This is a genomic window from Adhaeribacter aquaticus DSM 16391 (assembly GCF_000473365.1).
Classification (GTDB): Bacteria; Bacteroidota; Bacteroidia; order Cytophagales; family Hymenobacteraceae; genus Adhaeribacter; species Adhaeribacter aquaticus.
Map to the genome: position 1 here is coordinate 3,023,055 of NZ_KI421517.1, position 20,831 is coordinate 3,043,885.

Below are 20,831 nucleotides of genomic sequence, written 5' to 3' on the forward strand. Positions count from 1 at the left end.
TCTTAAAAAGAGGTTATATTTTAATTTTTAGCCTAATAACCAAGCTCTGTTAGCTGCTAAAAATTCACAGGGGTTATAGTTTAGGTTTTGAGCTCTGGTTTTAGATGTAGCTCTTGCCGGATTACCCACCACTATAGCGCCCGCCGGAACAGATTTGCTGACAACGGCTCTTGCCCCCACCACTGCGCCAGTCCCAATCTTAACTCCTGGTAAAATCATCGCACCCGTTCCAATCCAAGCATAATCTTCTATAACTATTTTTCCCATTGTATGCTTCCACTCCGGATCATAAACATCATGCGACCCGGTTAGTATTTCCACACCATCATTTATACAAACCCTATTGCCTATTTCTACGTTTTCGTGAAGAGCAATTTTTACTTTCCCAAGAAAAGAGAATTGCCCTATACTAAGGTATTGGCAGTTGCCCTCAATTGTTACTTCGCCAATTTCTGCTCTTTCATCTATCTGAGACCCCTTACTTAAAAGTTCATTTCGGCGTTGGTTGCGCTTAAAGAGCTCAGGCATAGTTAATATCCGTTTTGCCCATGCAGCAAAAAATTGCTTGGTTCCTAATGGAAATTTAGCCCGCTGTGCCCATAAATAGTTTAAACTTGCCATTAAATATTAGCTGTTACCTAAAGTAGAAACTAATTGACGGGAAATATCGGAAATATTATTTTTAATGTTAATATTTCTGTTAATAATACAGTCCTTAAAGTTTCCAGCTCTATATTCTATTATCCCTTTTGGATTTTCCATATTACTGAACCCCCTAGGTTGCCATGAACGGGCTACTAAAATTACACCAAGTCCGTGAGCTTGCATAGCCGCAATAGCCCCACTTTTTTCGGTTAGGGCAAGTGGGGTAGTAGCAATACCAAAAGATGATTCTAGAAATATTTCTGAAATACGATTGGCTGTTTGCTCACCGAAAATCTCAACATCATGACCAAAAGACTTCCAGGTAGAAACCCAATTATCCTGCTCAGCACCACTGCGCCCTAAAAGTCTTAAATTAAATATAACTTCATTTTCTTTAGCATAATAATAAGCTTCTTCGGCAAATTGATCTATTGGAGCCCCATGATGGATTCCTCCAAATAAAACAAATGAAATAATCTTATTTATTCCACTGGTGGTTGAGTTTAAATTTTTATCAGATTTATAATGGTTAACTACTGGAATGTTAGAAAATAATGGAAGTATTTCAGCGTTACAACCCATTTTATGTAGCTTTATTTGGTAAAGCTTTGTTTGGGTATTTATAATGGCAGGCTGTAATTTATCCAGCAAATTTTGAATTAACCGCTTCTGTAAATAGCCTAACAGCACCATCTTCGGAGATGAACTTGTGTCCATTCCTACCCATAATTCATGAAACATAATATGCCAGTTCTTTCCATTGCCCAATGCCGTTAGCCTTTTATGGAACTTTAAAGGTAATCCTTTAGAATGAAAAGAAAATGGTACGTATTGCAAACTAAGCCATTCTGGATTATAAGTATTTATGTATTTCTCGGCATGGCGAAACCTTTTTTTATAAGACCAGGCAGAAGGCAATCGTAGTACAGGTAAATCCACGTCTCCATCATTTTGCACACCGTTATATTCCTTTTCCTCTGTAATGAAATAATCATTTAGGGATATTATTGCAGCAAAAGTGCCTTGTCTCGTTAATTCACCGGCAAGCCTACGGGTATAATCTCCTACGCCATCACGACCCATTTCCAAACAGCCACACAGGAAGATTACTTTCATTTATTATCTGGTTTTAATTGGTAAACTAAATTAATGTTTCTAGGTAAAGCGGAATATATTTTAAACTCGCTGTACTTTTTTGTTTCACTAAAGAGCGGATGTAAATTCGGATTTCACGCTGGACATCCTTTTTTTGCTTTTTATTAAGTTTTAAAAGTTTTAGTGATTGTTCTAAAATATAAATAACGGCACTAGATACTTTTACAACTTGAGTAGCCGAAACGCTTTGACTGTGGACTCTATAGTTGGTGAGTTTTTCATCTACGTACAGAAATTTACTGTTTTCATTTGAAACAATCTGCAATAATAACCACCGGTCATATGCTCCACCCACTTCTACCGGATAGTTATTAATGTCAATGGAATCTCTTCTAAGTAAACAGGCCATTGCCACTGGCACAGTAAATGTTAAAAATAGGTCTTGTCTTCTTTCTGCCGGAACAAGGCCTGTTTTTAATTCATTACGTTTATAAAGTATAGAGTTTGCATGACTTTGTTCAGTTAATACGGAATCATTTTCATCTACTAACCAGTGGTCACTGAAAGCACATGCTACATCATTAAAAGTATGAAGTTGAGCTACTAATTTTTCCAGAAAATTTTCACACCAAAAGTCATCATCATTTAGAAAGGAAAAATACTGCCCCTGGGATTTTAAAATCCCATTTTGTGTATTAAGTGCTATTCCTAATTGTTTCTTGTTTCTGAAATATTTTATCCGGTTATCAGGTATTGTTTTAACATATTCTTCTATATCGTTAATAGAACTATCATCCGTTACTATAACTTCTATATTTCTATACGTTTGATTCAAGGCTGAATGCAACGCTTTTTTAAAATATTCTAATCTGTTGTAAGTAGGTATAATGATTGATACCAGAATATTATTCATGTTATTAAATTTATAACAGACGTAAGAAAGTTAAGTAGCTTGAGATAATGAAAATAGTATACTAGTACCTGTTCAAACTCACTTATACGAAACTTTACAAGTTTTGTGATGGTAATATTTAATAAATTGTTAAAAACTTTAAATACGCTTTAATAAATAACTCATTTATTTAAATAATATTTCTAAATAAAAGCAGTTTTGTTAAAATATTAACAATTTGATTATTAAGGCCTTATTTTACTTTTAATTTAACAGTTCATAAGTGACAGCGAAAAACAAATAGATTTTTAGTTTTTGCTATAAAATCGACCAATAAAACCCGCTAGAACTAAACTTGCTTTTCTGAATCGAACCGTTGATGCCGGATGAGTAACAATAGCACTATTTACATGTTGCCAGTAATGCCGGTCCACGGTGCGGGGAGGGCGGCCTGAGAATGCCTGTAACAGAGGGTTCCAATTCCATGGCTTGGGCTGGCCAAGTGCATGAGGCATAATAGGATACCCACCTTTAAAGGCCATTGCTTCTTTACCCACAATACTAACGCTACCCGTAAAAGCTTCCACTGCCGCATTCAAAGCATCCTGATCCGTTTTATTGAAAGCAGCAAACGGGCCTCTCATTTTTTCAGGGAATTCGGCTCCGGCTAGGGAGGAGCGGTTTAAACCGCCTATTACAGGGGCCATTGCCTCCTGTAAATTTTTCCAGATATGAAGAAAGTGCTTATTATACTTGCTTAATCCTACAAAACCGCCATTAATATAAGTGGTGCTCTTAAAGGTTAATTTAATATTTTTTTCTCCGTAATATTCACGCCAGGCTACCCGTCGTGGATGATTTTCTTCTAAAGGTGAATTAATATCTTCACATAAAGCAACACCACATTTAACCCAATCTCCAAAAGCAAACCATTCTGCGGAAACAACTATGTCCGGATCAAAATAGTACATAGCATCTGCCGCCGGAACTAGCTTATCCCACACTTCCAATAGAAAATCTGGCTTATAATTGGTTAAATGGTAATCCGTTGTCAGAGGTATAAAGTGAAGCTTTATATCAGGAGCTATTTCCAAGGAAGTACTACCTGTCCACACACCAGCATAATCTCCTTTATTGGATGTTGCCCATTCTGGTAAATTTCCTCTAAAACCAGCAAAAATTGATCCTTTAAAACCATTGATTAATAAAGAATTAGTTAAAGCCGCTAATCCATAATGATAATTACCTTCAAAGAGGGTACAAACTACAGAAGTCATGTATAATGTTTAGATTTTCTACGAGTTTTTTACCTAAAACTACTTTTTCATCAAATTTCTTTTAGCAAAGTTTTTTACCCTTACATATTGCTTTTTAATTTGGTAAAATCCGGATAAGGAGCCAGTGCCGATAAAGAATAATTTTTTTAACCGTTCTTTATCTGTTTTATTTGAAAATAGAAGTTCCTGAATGGCAAAATCTCCTCGGGGAGAACCACCTGAATAATGTATATGGCTGATTCGGGTATCTTTGTTCTGAATCTTATGAATGATTTCTAAAGCATTCTTATAGTCACCCGCCCAGGAACTAAGCCACCCGTGCGTTCTGCAAAGATTAATCATCTTCCAGTTACCTAATAAAGAAGCTATATGCATCAAAGATTGATCGTGTTTTTTAGGTATATGTGGATTTTCTTTAAACCAATTCACGGCATTATTTATATCCTCAACCATTCTGCTATTTTTTTTAACTACAATATGCCCGGCAGTAATGGCTGTTTCAAGAGCCGAAGAACCAAATATTGATTTTACAAGTTCGGGTTTGTTATAATTATATTTTCCTTCAGTGGTGTATTCCTCGTCTGCATGCACCAAGTCATTATCAGATAAGTATTCAAATAATTTTTCCCAGTTGCATAACGCTACTATATCGTTATCTGAATAAATAAATTCATCCCAATCAGAAAACCAAGCTAAATATCTATAAAGATATCCCATTGGGCAATCTGTTAAAACCGTTCTCAGGTTAGCAATAAGTTGTTTGGCATCAGCAGGAAAGTCTTCGTACCGCAGCAACTCTACCTGGTTCAGGATATAAGCGGAATTGATCTCGGTGCCACCAAAATGAATCAACCGAATTGGTAATTGACAACCACTTTCCCGAATAGAATAAATTAAGTTCTGGCACATTTCCTGACTTCTCAGGTTGCCCACTAAATATATGCCTCTTTTCATTTATATTCAGTTAAGAAAGCGATAATTGCCAATTCCAATCTTTTTGCCACATTTTATGCCGAACGGGGCCAGTATAATGGCGTATAGCCATTTGATCTTTCGGGTATAGGTAAGAGAAATCAAACTGGTCATTCGAGTTCAGAATAAATATTCTAGGATCTAAAGGCATAAATCCATTTTCTCTGAACAGGATATGGAAAACGTTTTGGTCACTGAAATATTCGTATTCAAAGTTAAGGCTTTTTAAAAATTCCAAGCCTTCAGTTAAATTAGCTAATTCTTTATTTATTAAGAAAAACCCACCATTCACTTGATACATTTGTTTTGGTGTGGTTTTTATATAACGGCTATCTAAGCATCCCCAACCATCATCTGGTAAAAACCAGCCATTTACATCTTCCTGCAGAATTAAGTCAAAAACAGTAGCTTTGTCATAAAATAAAATGTCCGCATCCAAGAAGAGTGTAGGATATTTTATTTCGTGGTTTAGGTAGTAAAATAATCTTTTACCTAAAGGTACATTTTTAGCGTAATGTAGTAATTGTGGTTCGTATAGTTTTAAAGCCGGCTTACAGTTATCTGGTAGTTTATTTACATTTTCCCATTCTTGACCTTTTATTTCTACAAAATCGAAGCCCGATTTTAACAAATTAATTTGTTGGGTAGTATGAGAACCATCTGAATAAATAGTCCAGGATATTGGTTTACCTAAATAACGTAGATAAGATAAAATTGAAAGAATCTGGTCATAAAAATCTTTATTAGAAGAGAAGCTTATTACTTCCATTTGTACAGGTTTACTTCCTATACTTTTTCCTAAATGGGGAAGATTTTTATCAATGTATTCAGCGAATTTTAGTTTATTTTTATTACCTATTTTAGAAGTAATTAATTTTGTAAGTCCACCCTGGTACTTTATTTTGCCCATATTATAACTTTTACTATAAGTTTATTTTCTAAATAGTGTTGGTATGATATAAGTATACCCACAAAAGGTTTTAAGAACGGTTTAAAATTTATTTCGTAACTGGAAGGTTTATTATCCTCTTTTTAGCAGGGAATATATGAGTACGGACCATTTCTCCTAATAGCCTAACCAAAGGTCGCCAGAATTGATGCTTAAGCCATTTGTCAAAAATGTAATTAATTGGAATAACTGCTATAAAAACAAATAAAACCAGTTGCCAAGGATTGCTTACCCCTAAATGGAAAAAGAGCAATAGTAAAGGAAAATGGAATAGATATAGCGGATACGATATTTCACCTAAAAAGTTGAATATACTCAATACAGCCTTATTTAATTTTATAGAAACAAAACACGATATAAAAACTAAAGAGGCTACAACTATATATGTAATCCACCCCAATGCTTCAACCGCCAGTACCTTGTTAGAATAAACCACAAAAGCCCCTAACATTATTAAGGCAATAGCTGATTTAACTTGTTGCCTGGATAATAAATATCCCGTAAGCCAAGGCCAGGCATAAATTAAAGCCGAATATCCCATAAGCCCCACGGCCACATAAGTAGGCGTTACAAAATAGAATGCCATAGACAATAATATAATACATGCTAGCGCTTTGGCTGGCAGTTTGGCAAACAACGGAATTAGCAGATAAAAGAAAATTTCTATGCTTAACGACCACAAGGGGCCATTATAAGTAATAGGAATTACTAAAAATCCTTGTAGAAAGAAAAAGTTAGCAAAATTAGTTATCAAGCCAGCAGCCACTAAATCTAAACCCGGCAACGTGTAAGGTGATTTTAGATAATATTGTAAACCAATAGTAAAGAGTACTGCAATAAAATAAAGGGGGTATATTCGTATAAAACGTCTTTGAAAATAGCCTGATTTAGAAATGGAGTAGGAGTGACCTATAGATAAACCAGAAATTAGTAAAAAACCAAATACGGCCGCTTTTCCGCCTAGCATTTCAAAGTTTTGTAAAATGGCAGGAATAGGGCCGAACGTAGGCATATGGCTCGCCATGACAATAAAGGCCAGCAAAAACCGTAAAAATGCAAAGACGGCCCAGGAAGAAATAGTTAGGTTGAAGCTCTTATTATTCATGGTTCTTTTAGCTCTATTCTCGATTTTTAATAAATTTAGCTGGGACTCCTCCCCATACTTCATTGGGCGGAACTGACTTTGTAACAACTGACCCAGCACCTATTACACTACCTTTTCCAATGGTTACGCCTCCTACTATTACACAATTGGCAGCTATCCAAACATCATCTTCAATTACAATAGGCAAGGTAGTTAATGGTTGGGAGTCAATTAATTGTCCTAATTTATAATTGTGCCCCACATCTACTAATTTAGTGCCCGTTGCAATCAATACATTATTTCCTATCGTTATTGAATTGGTACAATTAAATTCAACATTGTATCCTATAAATGCACTGTTACCTATTCTGATAGTATTACTTTCTTTGAAGCCGTAGCCAATTCCTAAAATAACTCCGTCTAAAATTACACACTTGTCCCCCAGAATTACATTATTTGGCCAATCACAAACAATTTTTCCAATCTTGCAATCCTGCCCAAATCTTAATCCCAGTGCTTTAAAATAGCGCATCCTTATTTTACTTAGGAATGCATTTATTTTAATTCTTTGTATATTTAGTGAAGTAGGTAGCATATTTTACCTTTACATATTTTATTTGTCTTTCAAAGACTTACAGTTAATGCCTTTAGCCAAGGTCATTTAAGTTATCAGATACCAGGAACTCTCAGTAGCACCCAGAATAAAAACATTTTCAAAGAAAACTTAAATTTTAGGGCCTTTCTTAAGCATTCTTTAGCTAATTTTTTATCCGTTTTACGGGCGATTCTGGTTACTGCAAACCAGGCTTCGGCAGCATAATTAACCCGAAGACCTTCGGGAATAGCAGCCCAAGTTGAATAACGATCGTAAACCTCCGCATTGCCTAGTGCCATTTGTAAGGCATTTGTACTAAGTGCTCCGGTATGCTTCCTGTAATTACATGTATTTTTTTTGTTGAAGCCAAATTTATAGTTGGCTTTTGCACTCCTAAACCACATTTCCATGTCCTCAATCCCAAATTTAACCTGTTCATCAAAACCTCCTGTAGTCTGAAATAAACGACGTGAAATCATAGCCTGAGAAGGCATTATGGTATAACTTCTATCAAAAAGGGAAACAGGAAAATTTTTTATAGCCTCTTCATGCGGCAGGATTTCTTCTGTCAGAATCTTGCCGGTATGACTTTCAAAAAGATTAACTGCACTATGAATTAAGTCACAATCCGGATGGTCTTGAGCTGATTGAATCAATTCAGCTAAATGGTTTTCCTTCCAGATATCATCACTATCCAAAAATGCAATCCAATCTCCTGCGGAGGCATTGGCAGCCGCGTTACGGGAACCGGCGGGCCCTTTGGTTTTTTCGTTTCGTAAGTATATAACTTTTTGACTTACCTCTTTACTAAATTTTTCAACCAGCTCTTTGGTGCCATCCAGGGTTGCATCCTCTACCACTATAACTTCCCAGTTTTGGTAAGTTTGCCTTTTTATAGAAGCAAGTGTTTCACCAATATATTTAGAAGCATTATAGGCAGGGATACAAATACTTATTAATGGGTTATTCATAAAATTTATAATTACTTGCTACTTTCTTATGTTTTCAATTCTCGTCTATTCCTGATGAACAGGAGCGGTCCTAGCTGTTTTGTTGATGGAAATAAGACCATAAAAGAAAACTAATAAGTAAGTAATTAATGTAATGACAATATTATAATATAAAACCCCTATCAAAGAGGAAATGTTGAAAAAGGCCAGACTAATGACAGTAGATGAAAAATAAATGGCGATCAGGATATAAGTATTCATAAACCAGCCTCGGCTAACAACCATTTGTGAACAAACACCAGACATCAACCCGATGCACCCAGCAATTCCGGTTAACAGAAGTTCGTAACTTAGTCCACTATATTTATCACCAAATACCCATAAAATTTGCTTTGACAAAAGCCAGATGAAAAATATAATGACTCCACTTATAAGCAACGTACTAATTTGTACAAATAAATATGGTCTTAATAAAGCCTTTTTAGAACCATTCATTCTGGAAAAACGAGGAACTACAATCGTGGAAAATAATATGGCAAATAAATTAAAAACCATTGATAATCTTCCTAAAGCTCCTAATTCAGAAATACTGTTTGTGGTACCTAAAAAAGATATTAACCAAATAGCTATCTGACCAGAAATACAATGGTAAATAATAACAGGCATAGTGCGTTTTACAGCTCTAATAACTTGTTGTTCTACCACTGGGTCTGGTTTTTCCTCTTTGCTGGCAAAACGGGCTGATATCTTACCAAGCTTATAATTGCCATATATCCTGGGAAGGCTATTAGCTATTAAAGCTAAAAATGTAAAAGGAAAAATAAATAAGAATAAAGCACTTAAAGCTAATCTTCCCAAACTAACTTCGACCCCATTCTTTTGTAGGGGCCTTATATCCTGGTGAAGCTTTGGAGCCATTTCCAGGAAAGAATCGGATAATGCTGCAAAAAAAGCCGGAATTAAAGCTAAAATAATTAATCCAGTGGTAAGCCAACTGGCTCCATGATCTAATAACAAATAGGCTAAAACCGGAACGGTTACTAGTAAGGTATAAATTCCAAATCTTTTCCGCAGACTAAGTCCGGTTGCCAATACAACCCCTAATTTCTTTTTATCCTGCCAAACCTTACCACCCTCAGCCATTATACCATTTGAGATACCACTATCAGCTAACATAGTCATAGTGCCAAGCATGGTATTAGCAATGGTATATAACGCGTATTCTTGGGTGGGTAAAAGTCGGATAATTAAAATGCCGCATATGAAACCTACAGCTTGAACTAATAATTGCCCTGATCCAGTTATAAATATTAATTTACTCCACTCATTGATTTTGGTATTGTTCCAATTAATATTTATACTTTTTGTAAGGGTTTTCATTACTTATAATCATGCTATTTTACATCAGTTTTTATCCATTTCGGACATTGACTTAAATAGGCTTTTTTGGCTAAATGTTATCTTAAGCTAAATAATTTAAAAAATCTGGTCAGGCACTTTTCAATTAGCTGTAAATAACAAATTGTAAGTATAAATTTACTTAAAAATTACCTTTTACGGCTTGTTGAAAAACTATCTGGCAGAAATAAATACTCCTTAAGAAAATAGATCATATTTAACCAATTCTCTTAAGGAGCATGAAAAGGAAGAAGCTAAATACTCCTTAAGCTACTGGTTTCTTTTCTTTCTTTTCTTTAACGTTACCATAACCATAGCCATAACCGTAACCATAGCCATAGCCTGATCTTTCAATATTTACATCGTTCAATACAACCATTGGACGGCGTAATGTTTTACTTTGGTATAAGCCATCTATGATTTCAATTTGTTTCTTGAAAGTATAGTTGCTACGCATTATATACAAGGTCGAATCAACTAATGGGCTTAAACTTAATGCATCAGCCACTAAACCAATTGGAGCAGTATCAATAATAATATAGTCAAAACTTTCTTTCAACTCTGTGATTAAACTGGCTAGTTTAGGAGCCATCATCATTTCAGAAGGATCTGGAGGAACCGGACCAGAGCTAATGACACAAAGGTTTGGTACAACTGGTGTTGATCTGATGATTTCATGAATAGGAACATCATTTGAAACTATATAATTACTTGTTCCTAATCCATCGGCTAATCCTAGTTCCTCGGATAATCTAGGTCTGCGAAGGTCAAGGTCCATTATGAGTACCTTTTTACCAGTAAGGAGTAAGCTGGTAGCTAAGTTAAGTCCAAAGAAAGTTTTTCCTTCACCACTCATACTGGAAGTAATTAAGATAACTTTATTTTCTTTATCTATAGCAGCAAATTGCAGTTTAGCACGGATATGACGGAACATTTCGGCACTTGGCGTACGGTTTCCTTTAGCTACAACAATAAGCTCCTCTTTATTACTATTATGAGCAAGTTCACCTAAGAATGGTGTATGGGTTGCAGCTAATACATCTTGTTTGGTCTGAACTTTATTATTTAATAACTCTTTGAAGAATATAGTGGCAAATGGAATGCTGATGCCTAACAGTAAACTCATCAAATAGATAGTTGAGGTGTTAGGAGATACAGGGAATTCACCACCCATGGCAGGATCTATTACCCGGGAGTTATTAGCGGTTGCTGCTAAAGATAATGCGGTTTCTTCGCGTTTTTGTAATAAATATAAGTACAGGTTTTGTTTAATAGAGGCTGTCCGATTAATTTCAGTTAATTGACGTTCCATTAAAGGTACTCTTCTGATTTTAGATTTATATTGACCAGAGTTTGCTCTTAAATTGTTGCTGGTAATAACAAGGCCTTTTTTAACATTACTCAGGGTTTCGATAATGTTACTCCGTAAATTTTCCAGCTGTTCATTTATATTTAATACCACCGGGTTGTCGGCAGAGGCCGTACGTAAAACACGTTCCCGATCAAGTTGTAGCTCATTAAATTTTGTTACTAAAATAGCTAGTGTTGGTTCTTCAATATTCAGGGTACTAGGTACCATTCTATATTGGTTACGCGTGTTTCTTATATAGCCTTCCATCGACTCCAGAATTTCAATCTGGGTAGCCCATTCAGAAAGTTGTTTGTTGTAATCACTGGCCTGACTAACAAAATCAGAAGCCTGTGTACTAACATCTGTTAACTCGTTTTGGCTTTTGTATTGCTGTACATTCTTCTCCACATCTGTTAACTCAGAAGATAAGAATTTTAAACGCTCATCTAAAAAGTCGACAGTGTTGGAAGTGATCAACTTTTTGTCTTCAATTGCTTCAATATTATAAACTTCTACAATTTTGTTTATAATAATTTTTGCTTTATCCGGTAGAGGATCGGTTAAACTAATGTTTAAAACACTGGCACTTTTACTGATAGGAGCAATTTGCAGCGCCATGTTATAATGTTTGGCTACGTTCTTAATGTTCTCAAACCGAACAATAATCCTTTTGCCATCCAGAACATCGGTGTTAGCAATACCTGAACCTGCCACTACTGTAAATTTACCGTAAGGCATATGCACTTGCTGTCCAAGTTTATGGGTGGTTACAGCTGCTTCATCTTCAGTTTCCTTTTCTGGTTTAGATCCGAATAAACTGCCCAATTTACTGAACGTAAATTTTTCTTCTGGTTCTCCCAGTGTAAAAGTATTATCAGGCTTAAAATTAATAACTACCTCTTTTCCATAAGCAGTAGAATCGAAATTGTTTACAATAACTTTTATGGGAACATCCTTACCAAAGATTTCTACTTTTTTCAATGGCTCTTCTACAAAGAAGGTGGTATATAATGAGAGTTCACTTACTACTCTTTCCATTAACCGCTTAGACCGGAACACTTCAATTTCGTTATCAATGTTTTTGGCCCGGGTCATGTCTCCTTTGCCAATCATTTCTTCTATATTTGATAAATCTGATCCAGCTTTATCGTCTTTAATAAGAAGTTTACTATTTACCGTATAAAGTGGAACGGCATAATAATGTAAATAGAAATAGGCTGCTCCTAATCCTAGAATTCCTCCAATCAAAAATAGATACCAATAACGGAGATATTTATCTAGTATTTCTTTAAAATCTTTAGTTCTGCTCTTCTCAGAACCAAATGAAAATAAATCTTTATCGCTCATACCCATTTAAATTATAATAACTGTGAAAGTAAAAGTCCTGCAATTGATACTAGGGCAGTACCAATGGTAACGGCAAATTGAATGTTTGCTCTGGTTGTACTGGCCATAGATGCTTTAGCCTGGTCAGCCTCTACATAAACAATATCATTTTGCTGTAAATAAAAATAAGGAGAGTTAAATACTTTTTTATCTAAAAGATTTAATCTGTGAGTTGTTCTTAGGCCTTCCTGTTCTCTTATAATAAGAACATTTTCTCTTTTACCATAAGTTGTCATGTCCCCAGCCTGTCCTAAGGCCTCAAAAATGTTTATTTTTTCGGTAGGAGCATTAAACGTAGAAGGGCGGGTAACCTCACCCAAAACTGTTATTTTGAAATTTAAAAAACGAATATCTACAATTGGCTCCTTTGCGTATTTTGTTAGTAAATCTGTTAGTTGCTTTGCCGCAGTTTCTTTAGTTAAGCCGGCTAACTTTACTTGCCCAATAAGAGGAAAGGTAACCATGCCAAATTTGTCTACCAAGTAACCATCTTTTGCTTTTGAGGAAGAAGAACTTTCAGATTTACCATCAGCGCCACCTGTTGGAATAACACCCGTATTGAAGATGGCATTTGACTCAGGACTTAAACTGGTAATTGTTATTGCTAGTAAATCGCCCGACTGAATTTTGGGTTCAATGGCATTTGTAACCTGGATTTTCTCATTGTCTTGAAGGTTACTCAGATAGGTTAAATTCCTTTTTGAGCAAGAAGATAAAAATACTAAAATGAAGAAGTAAATAATTCGGATTTTCATTAATTTGTTTTGTTATTCGTATGTTTTTAGTATTTAAAACTGAAATATATAAGTTTGTAATAGGTACAGTTATAATTACTTGTATAAAAAATAAAGGCTTGTAAACCCCAATACAATATTAATAAAAAAGACAATACAGAACTAAATTTTTTTTAAAAGAATAACCAATATATTATATTATATATCCTTAATTTTCAACTTCATTTCATTTTATTAAAAACAAATATTTTTTTAATACAAAATTAGCTGATAAATAAGTTTCATAATGTTAAACTTATTTGATCTATAGTACGTCCCGGCAATTGGATTTTATATTCAGGGATGTTATTAAAATTCTAAGAATTTCGAAGCTGCGCTAATACGGCATAAAATAGCTACGTGAAGTAATGAGTTATTTATTAGATTTTTGGTGAGGTGTATTTTAAGATAGCATTTTTAATGGTACTTGTAAAATAAGAATAATATAAAGAATAAATTAATACTAATCTGGTAATAGTGGATATAAATTAATTAGCCATAAAATTTACACTATCATAAATAAAGTTCAATTTTACTTCACAATTATTTACTGGTTTTTAAAATCTTTTTAAGCTTTTATAGCTAAAAGGAATAACTAGTTTACTAAATTCAGAAGCACTTTATAGATTAACTTACAGCATTTTCTAAAGCTTAACTTTTATTAAGAAATTCTTTGGAAGATATGTACGGTTAGAGAAGTAATAAGTTATGTAAATTTAAATAAAAAGTTTAAATATTTTCAAAAATTTGAACAACTATGTAGTATAGTTTAAAACATAAGGCCTTTATTTCCCGATCATGATAGTTTTAATGGTTTCACTAAATTGAAGTTGTTACAGTTTTTTCAGGGATAAAATTAAGATTAAAAAGAAATAAAATATTTCCGAAGAGAAAGCAGTTTGTTGCTGCTAAGAAATCTTTGGGCTCTTTTCTTCAATTTATAAAAGATTTTGCTGAAATTATTTTAGATGGTTAAGCCCACTTTAGGTTGTAAAGCAATTGCTGATACAGTCCTATAGGCCGAGCTAACTTTGGATTAAGTATTTACAATGTTTATTATTCTTTATTTCTAGCATCACCAGATTGAGAAGGGGCTGAAGGCAATACGGGTAGATGGATATGAAATTTTAAGGCTATAATTCTAATTACTATTATAGTTAAGGCTGCAATCATTTCCCTTAAACTTGCCGGCAGGTGAAAATGATAACATATAAAATAAACCACTCCTCCGGCTACACAGGCTAGGGCGTAAATATCTTTTCGTAAAAGCAAGGGCACTCGATTTAATAAAACATCTCTAATTACTCCTCCGATTGAACCTGTAATGGTGCCCATTGCAATACAGACCCAAAACGACCAACCCGCCGCCATACTTTTAGTAATGCCAGCTATTGTAAATAACCCAAGGCCAATAGAATCAAATAAAAACAAAGTTTTACCCCAAGTTATTACTTTGTTTTTAAAGATCAGAGTGGCTAGCAAAGCAGCTCCGGTTGTTAAAAGATATTTACTATCCAGCATCCAGAATGGCTTTACGTCTAATAACAAATCTCTGGTAGTTCCGCCTCCTATAGCTGTCACCAAACCTATTAAATAAGCGCCAAACCAATCAATTTGTTTACCTGATGCTGACCGAATTCCACTGATAGCAAATACAAAAGTTCCCACTATCTCGATCAGCGTTGTAAAGTCTATTTCCAAGAAGATTTTAGTAATGTTTTTAATTATGTGAATTAATAACTGCTATTGTTTAGCTGTATGTAGTCTTATTTAACCGCCTGAATGCATAAGCCATTAACCAGTTAGGCATGCAATAATGGCTAAAAGCAAACCTAAGGTGCAAATATTTTATGTAATTTACACATTAAAAAAGTAATGAAAATAAAAAAGAGGACTTTTTTAACCTATATAAAAGTCCGCTTGAGTACTTTTGAAAGTTCATGCTGATCTTTTCCCAGGTGATCTAAAAAGAATGTATGCTTTTATGATGATCAGGAAAAACCTCTAATTTATACAGCTTTAATTAATAGACCTGCCTTAGCTAGCCTTTGGAGGAGTACTAATTGCTGAAGGTACTAGAAATATTAAGGTTGCCTTCTTTTTTAGATTGGATTGTTATGTGCGAAATCAGTTAACTAGTAATTCAATGTGAGGTATGAGCTTTTACAACTTTGGCTTGTTCAAACCTCATTAAAAGTTTATAAATATCTTCTTAACCCTCGAGAAGATAGGAAATATTGTATATAATTTGACGAAATAGTTAATAGAAACAAAAAGACCTGGTAACACCAGGTCTTTTTGTTTCTATTAACTATGTATTTTTTGGGAATAGTGTTGTGTCCTTATAATAAGTTGAGTAATAGAAAAGGGTTAATGTTCCTTAATTTGTTTGCAGTTAATAGGTCTAATATTTAACACCTGAACTTTAAAACCAATTACAGTATACACCCCTAAAGCCCATTAAATAAAAATTAGGAAGGTGCTTTAATCATCATCATCTTCTTTCTTCTGCTCTAATTTCACAAAACCACTACGTCTAGGAGCCGGCATTATGGAGTCTTCTCCCTTCACTGATTTCCAAACTACTTCGTTTAGGTCAAGATCAGGAGCCGCATCTTCTTTCGCAAAATTCCAATGTTCTGAGCGCTCGGCGCTTTTGTTCCAGGCAATGTTACGTTCTTCTAGACTTACCTGAGCCACTTTTACCTGGTAAGGAGTTAAATTTGGCTGGGCAGTAAAAATATCAAATAATGGTAACGCGGCAGCATCGTACTGGCTCATAGGAGGTAATCCCAAAATCAACTCCATGGTACGAAGCATGCCGGAGGTAGAGTACATGGTATGATTAACGGAGTTCCGTTTGGTATACGGGCTAATTACAAAAGCCGGCGACCGGTGCGCATCAATATGATCAGGGCCGTTTTGGGCATCATCTTCCAGCACGAAAATAGCCGTTTGCGCCCAAATTTTACTTTGAGAAAGGTGGGCAACTAATTGACCTAAAGCCAGGTCGTTGTCGGCCATGGCGGCAGTAGGGGTATATTTTCCTCTTCTTTGACCGCTGGTGTGATCGTTGCCCAACCGGATGGTGCTAAACTGTGGAACGGCATTTAAAGCAAGTAAGGAATCAAAGTCTTGTTTCCAAATACGAACGCGTTCTATATCTTGGATATCCATATTAAACCCAGGTGATTTTTTGCTGATATGACCTTCGAGTGATTTAAGAGTAGCTTTGCCATTTTCTGCAAATTCGCCGTAACTGCGGTAACTAATACCACCACGCTTACAGTAATCCCAGATGTAACCATTTTTGGGGTAGGCTATTTTCCGGGTACCTTCGTAGTCGTACGTACCGCCGCGTCCCCCATAGCTGGTAGGCCAGGTTTTTTCAGTGTAATCTGTGGCGTAGGCAGCCATGCTCCAGTTATGACCGTCTGCACTTACCTCGGCATCTACGTAAAAATTATCCAGTAACACAAATTCGCGGGCCAGGGCATGGTGGTTAGGCGTTACTTTTTCCGGGAAAATACACAAAGAGGGATCGCCATTACCTTCTTTCATATCGCCCAGTACCTGGTCGTAGGTACGGTTTTCTTTTACTACATAAAATATATATTTAATGGGCGATTTTTCTCCTAAACGGGTAGGTACGGGATTCCCCGGTTCACCTTTGGCCTGTGTTTCCATTTCTTTTGTAAAGGGGCTGTTGGCATATACCTGCTTCGAATAAGCTTTCAATGCTGCTTCGTTGGGTTGATCGATGAAGGACAACGTACCTTTAAAAAGACCGCCAATATATTGTACTTCTTTTTTTTCGGTTACACCTGTATGCGAACCGCTGTTATCAGTAGCTTTTACCGGCTGCGGCCCGGCTGGATTGGCCAGCGAAGAAAAACCTTTACCGTTAGCTACCAATATTTTTTTACCTATTGTTTTTACGTTTGTTGGGTACCAGCCCGTCGGAATAAAACCTAGGGATGAACTTTTACCCGGCACCGCAACATTAAAAACTGCCAGGCAATTATTATCAGCATTGGCAATGTACAAGGTTTTCTCATCCGGCGATAGGGTAAGGGCATTGGTGGTAGAACCGGTTAATTTGGTGGGGTAGAGAGCTGCCGAAATGGTTTCTATTACTTTGTTAGCCTTAGTGTCTATTACCGAAACGGAATTATCGTTGGCATTGGCTACAAATAAATACCTGCCGTTTTTGGTTTGAATTAATTCATTCGGATGGCTTTCAGTCGCTATTTCGCCGGTAATTTTCTTGGTAGCAATATCATATATAGCTACTTTGTCACCGCCCCATAAAGTTATATATAACGTTTTTTTATCCGCTGAAAGCAAGCAGCTATATGCTTCATGGCCTAAATCAACTTTAGATAGTATTGCCTTAGTTTTAAGATTGAGTACATACAACGAATTATTTTCTTTTGTAACCACAAATAACCGGTTGCCGGCATTATCTAATTCGATACCAGTTGGGCCAATTTTTTCTTTGGGCCAGCCCTTACCTAATCGTAAGGTATCGGTTGTGCTAAATTTATTATTGGCAATGTGGTAAGCCAGAATAATATTGTCGTTTCCGCCGGAGGCGTATAAGGTTTTGCTATCCCCACTAAACTTCAATCCGTACCAGGATTTAGCAATTACTTTTTCATCCAGCAATTTTTCGGAAAGCGGGTCGATAAGTTGGATGCTTTGGGTGCTTTGCCCATTATTGGTAACGGCCAGCAATTTCTTAGAAGGTGCTAGCTGAATATTTAAAGGCAAATCTCCTAAAGGCAGGGAGCGGCCGGCCGGGCTAAGCGACCACCCATTAGACAATAAAATCTGTTGGGCTTTGGGGTTATTGGTTGGCGTCTGCGCAACCGCCTGAAAGGCGCTCCCAACCGCAACACTAAAAGCAAGAGCTCTAAAGCAAAATTTCATATTTATTGATTTAAAATACTGACAGGTGAAGGTAAATTATCCTTTCTAATCAGTATGGGGTTTGAATTATATTTAACAATAACTTAATTTACGCCGGGTGAAAAGTCTATTAAAACCTAATTTGGGTAGCTAGCCAGAAACTCCGGCCATAGCCATCTACTCCTGAGCCGTGGGTACGGTAGGCTTTATTCCTGATGTTATGAAGTTCCATGCTTACCGAGAACCACCGATAGCTATAACCAGCATTTAAGTTTAGCAATGACCAGGCTGGGGTACCTGTATTGGCAATGCGATTATCATCTATATCGCCCTGGGCTAAGCGGCTTTGTTTGGCCGCAAACATATATTGCGGTTGTATCCATATTCCTTGCCGTGCCCGATAGGATAATCCCAATTTTCCATGTAAGGGTGGAATGCGACGTAAAGGCTCCTGAGCCGTAATGTTTTGGCCGTACGTGTAAACTAAGTTTCCATAAGCAGCCAGGGTGGGAGCTAACTGCCATTCAGCATCTGCTTCCAGCCCCTTTAAGTAAGCCTCCGCTACATTTTCTTTTAAATAAACCTGGTAGCCCTGAATGGAATCGTTACCAGACCGTACCCGACCTATAATATTGGAGAGATTGCTCCGGAAGAAAGCTACCTGGCTGGAAAATCTCTTGGTCCTGGCTTTCCAGCCTAGCTCCATATTCAAAGCTTTTTCGGGCTTCAGGCTTGTATTTGGTACTTCGTACCGAAAATCAACAATACCTAAAGTACCTAAATCATCAATGTTGGGGGCCCGAAAGGAGGTATTAACCGAACTTACCAGATGATGATGGGGATGCAATTTGTATAAAGCGGAGAAACTACCTACCAGGGCAGAGGGCCGGATAGTGGAAGCTCCTAATTCCTTTTCCTTTACCGTAATGTCGAAAGCATTAAAGCGGCCTCCCGCCGATAAAACAAACTTATCTAACTCCAGGGTATGTAAAGAGAATAAAGCCAGGTTAGAAGCAGTAGAGCCATTCGGGTAAAGACCACGTTTGGCCATTCGAGTATCTGTTTTCAGGTTTATATCTTCCCGGGTACTGTTTACCTGATCGTAATAATACTCTATTCCGGAATGGGCTTTCCAATAGGATGTTGGTTCCGAATCTATAGCCATGACGGCTCCCCAGGTATTTACTTTATCCAGCTCACTTACTAAAATAGGAGAATCATTCTTCTGACTTTTTCTGCCTTCTAAAGTTTGCTGCAGGGAACCCGTTAATGTTACCTTCCTGAACCATGGGTTATTGTGGAAAGCTTCCAAGCGAGCATAAGTTAGTTGCCGCCGTTGCGGATCGAAGTAATTATAAGCAAAGTTTTCTAACTGTACTTTATGAAATACCGGCACCTGCTTCTGCTCTAATTTTTGCCAGGCCGCTGTAAATAAGTAACGTTCGCTCAAGCGGATTTTGGCTTTCAAGTCTCCGGAAATCTGATCGTAGCCGGTTGGTTTCTGAACGCCTAAATCACCTCCGGCTACTAAATCGCCAAAGCTCCGGTAAGCTAATCCTCCTAAAAAGGCCACTTTGGTATTACTCACGCTAACTTCTGCCCGGCCACTTTTTTCCATGCCGGCACTCATATACTTGCCGTATACACTGCCATTTACGCTCAGGCTATCGGTAAATACAGGATTTTTGGTAAGGATTTGTGCTACGCCTCCCATCGCATCGCTGCCGTACTGTACAGATCCTGATCCCCGCAGAATCTCTATTTGGCTTATATTTTGTGGATCAATGGTGTTCAAATATTGGTTGGGTCCGGAACGAAAGGTGGCATTGTTTAACCGGATACCATCAATTAAGAGTAAAGTCTGCTGGCCGGTAAGTCCCCGGATGAAAGGAGAGCCACCGCCATGATTAGTTTTTTGCATCCATACACCTGTGGTGCCCATCAGGGCTTCGGGTGTGGAACGGGGAGCCCTTTGGTCCAGCTCTTTTTGGGTGATTACAGATATTGCTTCCGGCCGGTTAAACTGATTTGTTTCATACCGCTGGGCCGTAATAACTACTGCTTTGTTTAGTTGCAAAAAGGTAGGTTTTAATGCTACCTCCATTAAGGTTTGATCAGTAGTGGTATTTAAATCAAGTGGCTCATAACCAACCCGGGTAATTCGTATTTTATAGTTACCAGGCGTTTTTGTATAAATCTCAAAGTATCCTTCCTGATTACTTACTGTGCCCAAAGTTGTATGTAACAGAACAACGGTTACACTAGGGAGAGGAGCTTTCGTATCGGCATCCAGTATTCTGCCCCGTATAGATTGCGCTGAGGCCATTCCGGTAAAACCACAAAGGAAAGAAATGATAATGCCAATTAGTAGGTAAGGTAATGCAAGCTGTAAATTAAATCGGAGGTTAAGCAAGGCTTTTAAAGATTTGAATTTTGTGTTTTGTAAGTACAATGCCAGGGGAAACATAAAGAGTTAATGCTTTGGATTATTTCTGTCGTTATTCACCAGGCTAAAAAGTTAAGTTTCTCTTTCGGGCTATTTGAATCAACAGC

General features: G+C 36.7%; 15 protein-coding genes. All 15 read right to left on the reverse strand.

Annotation, left to right across the window (positions count from 1 at the left end; genetic code table 11):
- Positions 1-27: 27 nt before the first annotated feature.
- The 15 genes from ADHAQ_RS28895 to ADHAQ_RS0115780 all read right to left on the reverse strand — a co-directional run bounded on the left by ADHAQ_RS28895 (position 28) and on the right by ADHAQ_RS0115780 (position 20,604).
- A complete protein-coding gene (locus ADHAQ_RS28895) occupies positions 28-528 on the reverse strand; it encodes an acyltransferase (protein WP_281172360.1) in 501 nt (166 codons plus the stop codon).
- Between the two features lie 99 nt (positions 529-627).
- Positions 628-1,761, reverse strand: a complete 1,134-nt coding sequence (locus ADHAQ_RS0115715; RefSeq protein WP_026463748.1) for a glycosyltransferase — start codon at positions 1,759-1,761, stop codon at positions 628-630.
- Positions 1,762-1,786: 25 nt separating this feature from the next.
- Complete coding sequence (locus tag ADHAQ_RS25960; protein WP_051359964.1) at positions 1,787-2,653, reverse strand: glycosyltransferase; 867 nt, start codon at positions 2,651-2,653, stop codon at positions 1,787-1,789.
- Between the two features lie 287 nt (positions 2,654-2,940).
- Positions 2,941-3,909: a hypothetical protein gene (locus tag ADHAQ_RS0115725; RefSeq protein ID WP_026463749.1), complete on the reverse strand. Its 969-nt coding sequence runs from the start codon at positions 3,907-3,909 to the stop codon at positions 2,941-2,943.
- Between the two features lie 39 nt (positions 3,910-3,948).
- Positions 3,949-4,863, reverse strand: a complete 915-nt coding sequence (locus ADHAQ_RS0115730; RefSeq protein ID WP_026463750.1) for an alpha-mannosyltransferase — start codon at positions 4,861-4,863, stop codon at positions 3,949-3,951.
- 10 nt (positions 4,864-4,873) lie between these two features.
- Entirely contained in the window at positions 4,874-5,791 is a 918-nt protein-coding gene (locus ADHAQ_RS0115735; protein ID WP_026463751.1) for a hypothetical protein, read from the reverse strand.
- Between the two features lie 88 nt (positions 5,792-5,879).
- Positions 5,880-6,935 carry an acyltransferase family protein gene (locus tag ADHAQ_RS0115740; protein ID WP_026463752.1) on the reverse strand — a complete coding sequence of 352 codons (1,056 nt, stop codon included), beginning with the start codon at positions 6,933-6,935 and terminating at the stop codon, positions 5,880-5,882.
- 13 nt (positions 6,936-6,948) lie between these two features.
- Positions 6,949-7,509, reverse strand: a complete 561-nt coding sequence (locus ADHAQ_RS25965) for an acyltransferase (protein ID WP_071781123.1) — start codon at positions 7,507-7,509, stop codon at positions 6,949-6,951.
- 74 nt (positions 7,510-7,583) lie between these two features.
- Positions 7,584-8,480: a glycosyltransferase family 2 protein gene (locus tag ADHAQ_RS0115750; RefSeq protein ID WP_026463753.1), complete on the reverse strand. Its 897-nt coding sequence runs from the start codon at positions 8,478-8,480 to the stop codon at positions 7,584-7,586.
- Positions 8,481-8,525: 45 nt separating this feature from the next.
- Entirely contained in the window at positions 8,526-9,839 is a 1,314-nt protein-coding gene (locus ADHAQ_RS0115755; RefSeq protein ID WP_026463754.1) for a lipopolysaccharide biosynthesis protein, read from the reverse strand.
- Between the two features lie 283 nt (positions 9,840-10,122).
- A complete protein-coding gene (locus tag ADHAQ_RS0115760) occupies positions 10,123-12,555 on the reverse strand; it encodes a GumC family protein (RefSeq protein WP_026463755.1) in 2,433 nt (810 codons plus the stop codon).
- A gap of 11 nt (positions 12,556-12,566) precedes the next feature.
- Complete coding sequence (locus tag ADHAQ_RS0115765; RefSeq protein ID WP_026463756.1) at positions 12,567-13,349, reverse strand: polysaccharide biosynthesis/export family protein; 783 nt, start codon at positions 13,347-13,349, stop codon at positions 12,567-12,569.
- Between the two features lie 1,074 nt (positions 13,350-14,423).
- Positions 14,424-15,068 carry a trimeric intracellular cation channel family protein gene (locus tag ADHAQ_RS25970; RefSeq protein ID WP_051359965.1) on the reverse strand — a complete coding sequence of 215 codons (645 nt, stop codon included), beginning with the start codon at positions 15,066-15,068 and terminating at the stop codon, positions 14,424-14,426.
- Between the two features lie 783 nt (positions 15,069-15,851).
- Entirely contained in the window at positions 15,852-18,299 is a 2,448-nt protein-coding gene (locus ADHAQ_RS0115775) for a bifunctional YncE family protein/alkaline phosphatase family protein (protein WP_026463757.1), read from the reverse strand.
- 109 nt (positions 18,300-18,408) lie between these two features.
- The gene (locus ADHAQ_RS0115780; RefSeq protein WP_051360201.1) at positions 18,409-20,604 is read right to left on the reverse strand and encodes a TonB-dependent receptor; all 2,196 of its coding nucleotides are present in this window, start codon (positions 20,602-20,604) and stop codon (positions 18,409-18,411) included.
- Positions 20,605-20,831 lie beyond the last annotated feature (227 nt).

Bases quoted from the DNA above. Each gene is read 5' to 3' on its own strand.
- ADHAQ_RS28895 (WP_281172360.1), bottom strand. From the start codon at position 528: ATGCCTGAGCTCTTTAAGCGCAACCAACGCCGAAATGAACTTTTAAGT.
- ADHAQ_RS0115715 (WP_026463748.1), bottom strand. From the start codon at position 1,761: ATGAAAGTAATCTTCCTGTGTGGCTGTTTGGAAATGGGTCGTGATGGC.
- ADHAQ_RS25960 (WP_051359964.1), bottom strand. From the start codon at position 2,653: ATGAATAATATTCTGGTATCAATCATTATACCTACTTACAACAGATTA.
- ADHAQ_RS0115725 (WP_026463749.1), bottom strand. From the start codon at position 3,909: ATGACTTCTGTAGTTTGTACCCTCTTTGAAGGTAATTATCATTATGGA.
- ADHAQ_RS0115730 (WP_026463750.1), bottom strand. From the start codon at position 4,863: ATGAAAAGAGGCATATATTTAGTGGGCAACCTGAGAAGTCAGGAAATG.
- ADHAQ_RS0115735 (WP_026463751.1), bottom strand. From the start codon at position 5,791: ATGGGCAAAATAAAGTACCAGGGTGGACTTACAAAATTAATTACTTCT.
- ADHAQ_RS0115740 (WP_026463752.1), bottom strand. From the start codon at position 6,935: ATGAATAATAAGAGCTTCAACCTAACTATTTCTTCCTGGGCCGTCTTT.
- ADHAQ_RS25965 (WP_071781123.1), bottom strand. From the start codon at position 7,509: ATGCTACCTACTTCACTAAATATACAAAGAATTAAAATAAATGCATTC.
- ADHAQ_RS0115750 (WP_026463753.1), bottom strand. From the start codon at position 8,480: ATGAATAACCCATTAATAAGTATTTGTATCCCTGCCTATAATGCTTCT.
- ADHAQ_RS0115755 (WP_026463754.1), bottom strand. From the start codon at position 9,839: ATGAAAACCCTTACAAAAAGTATAAATATTAATTGGAACAATACCAAA.
- ADHAQ_RS0115760 (WP_026463755.1), bottom strand. From the start codon at position 12,555: ATGAGCGATAAAGATTTATTTTCATTTGGTTCTGAGAAGAGCAGAACT.
- ADHAQ_RS0115765 (WP_026463756.1), bottom strand. From the start codon at position 13,349: ATGAAAATCCGAATTATTTACTTCTTCATTTTAGTATTTTTATCTTCT.
- ADHAQ_RS0115775 (WP_026463757.1), bottom strand. From the start codon at position 18,299: ATGAAATTTTGCTTTAGAGCTCTTGCTTTTAGTGTTGCGGTTGGGAGC.
- ADHAQ_RS0115780 (WP_051360201.1), bottom strand. From the start codon at position 20,604: ATGGCCTCAGCGCAATCTATACGGGGCAGAATACTGGATGCCGATACG.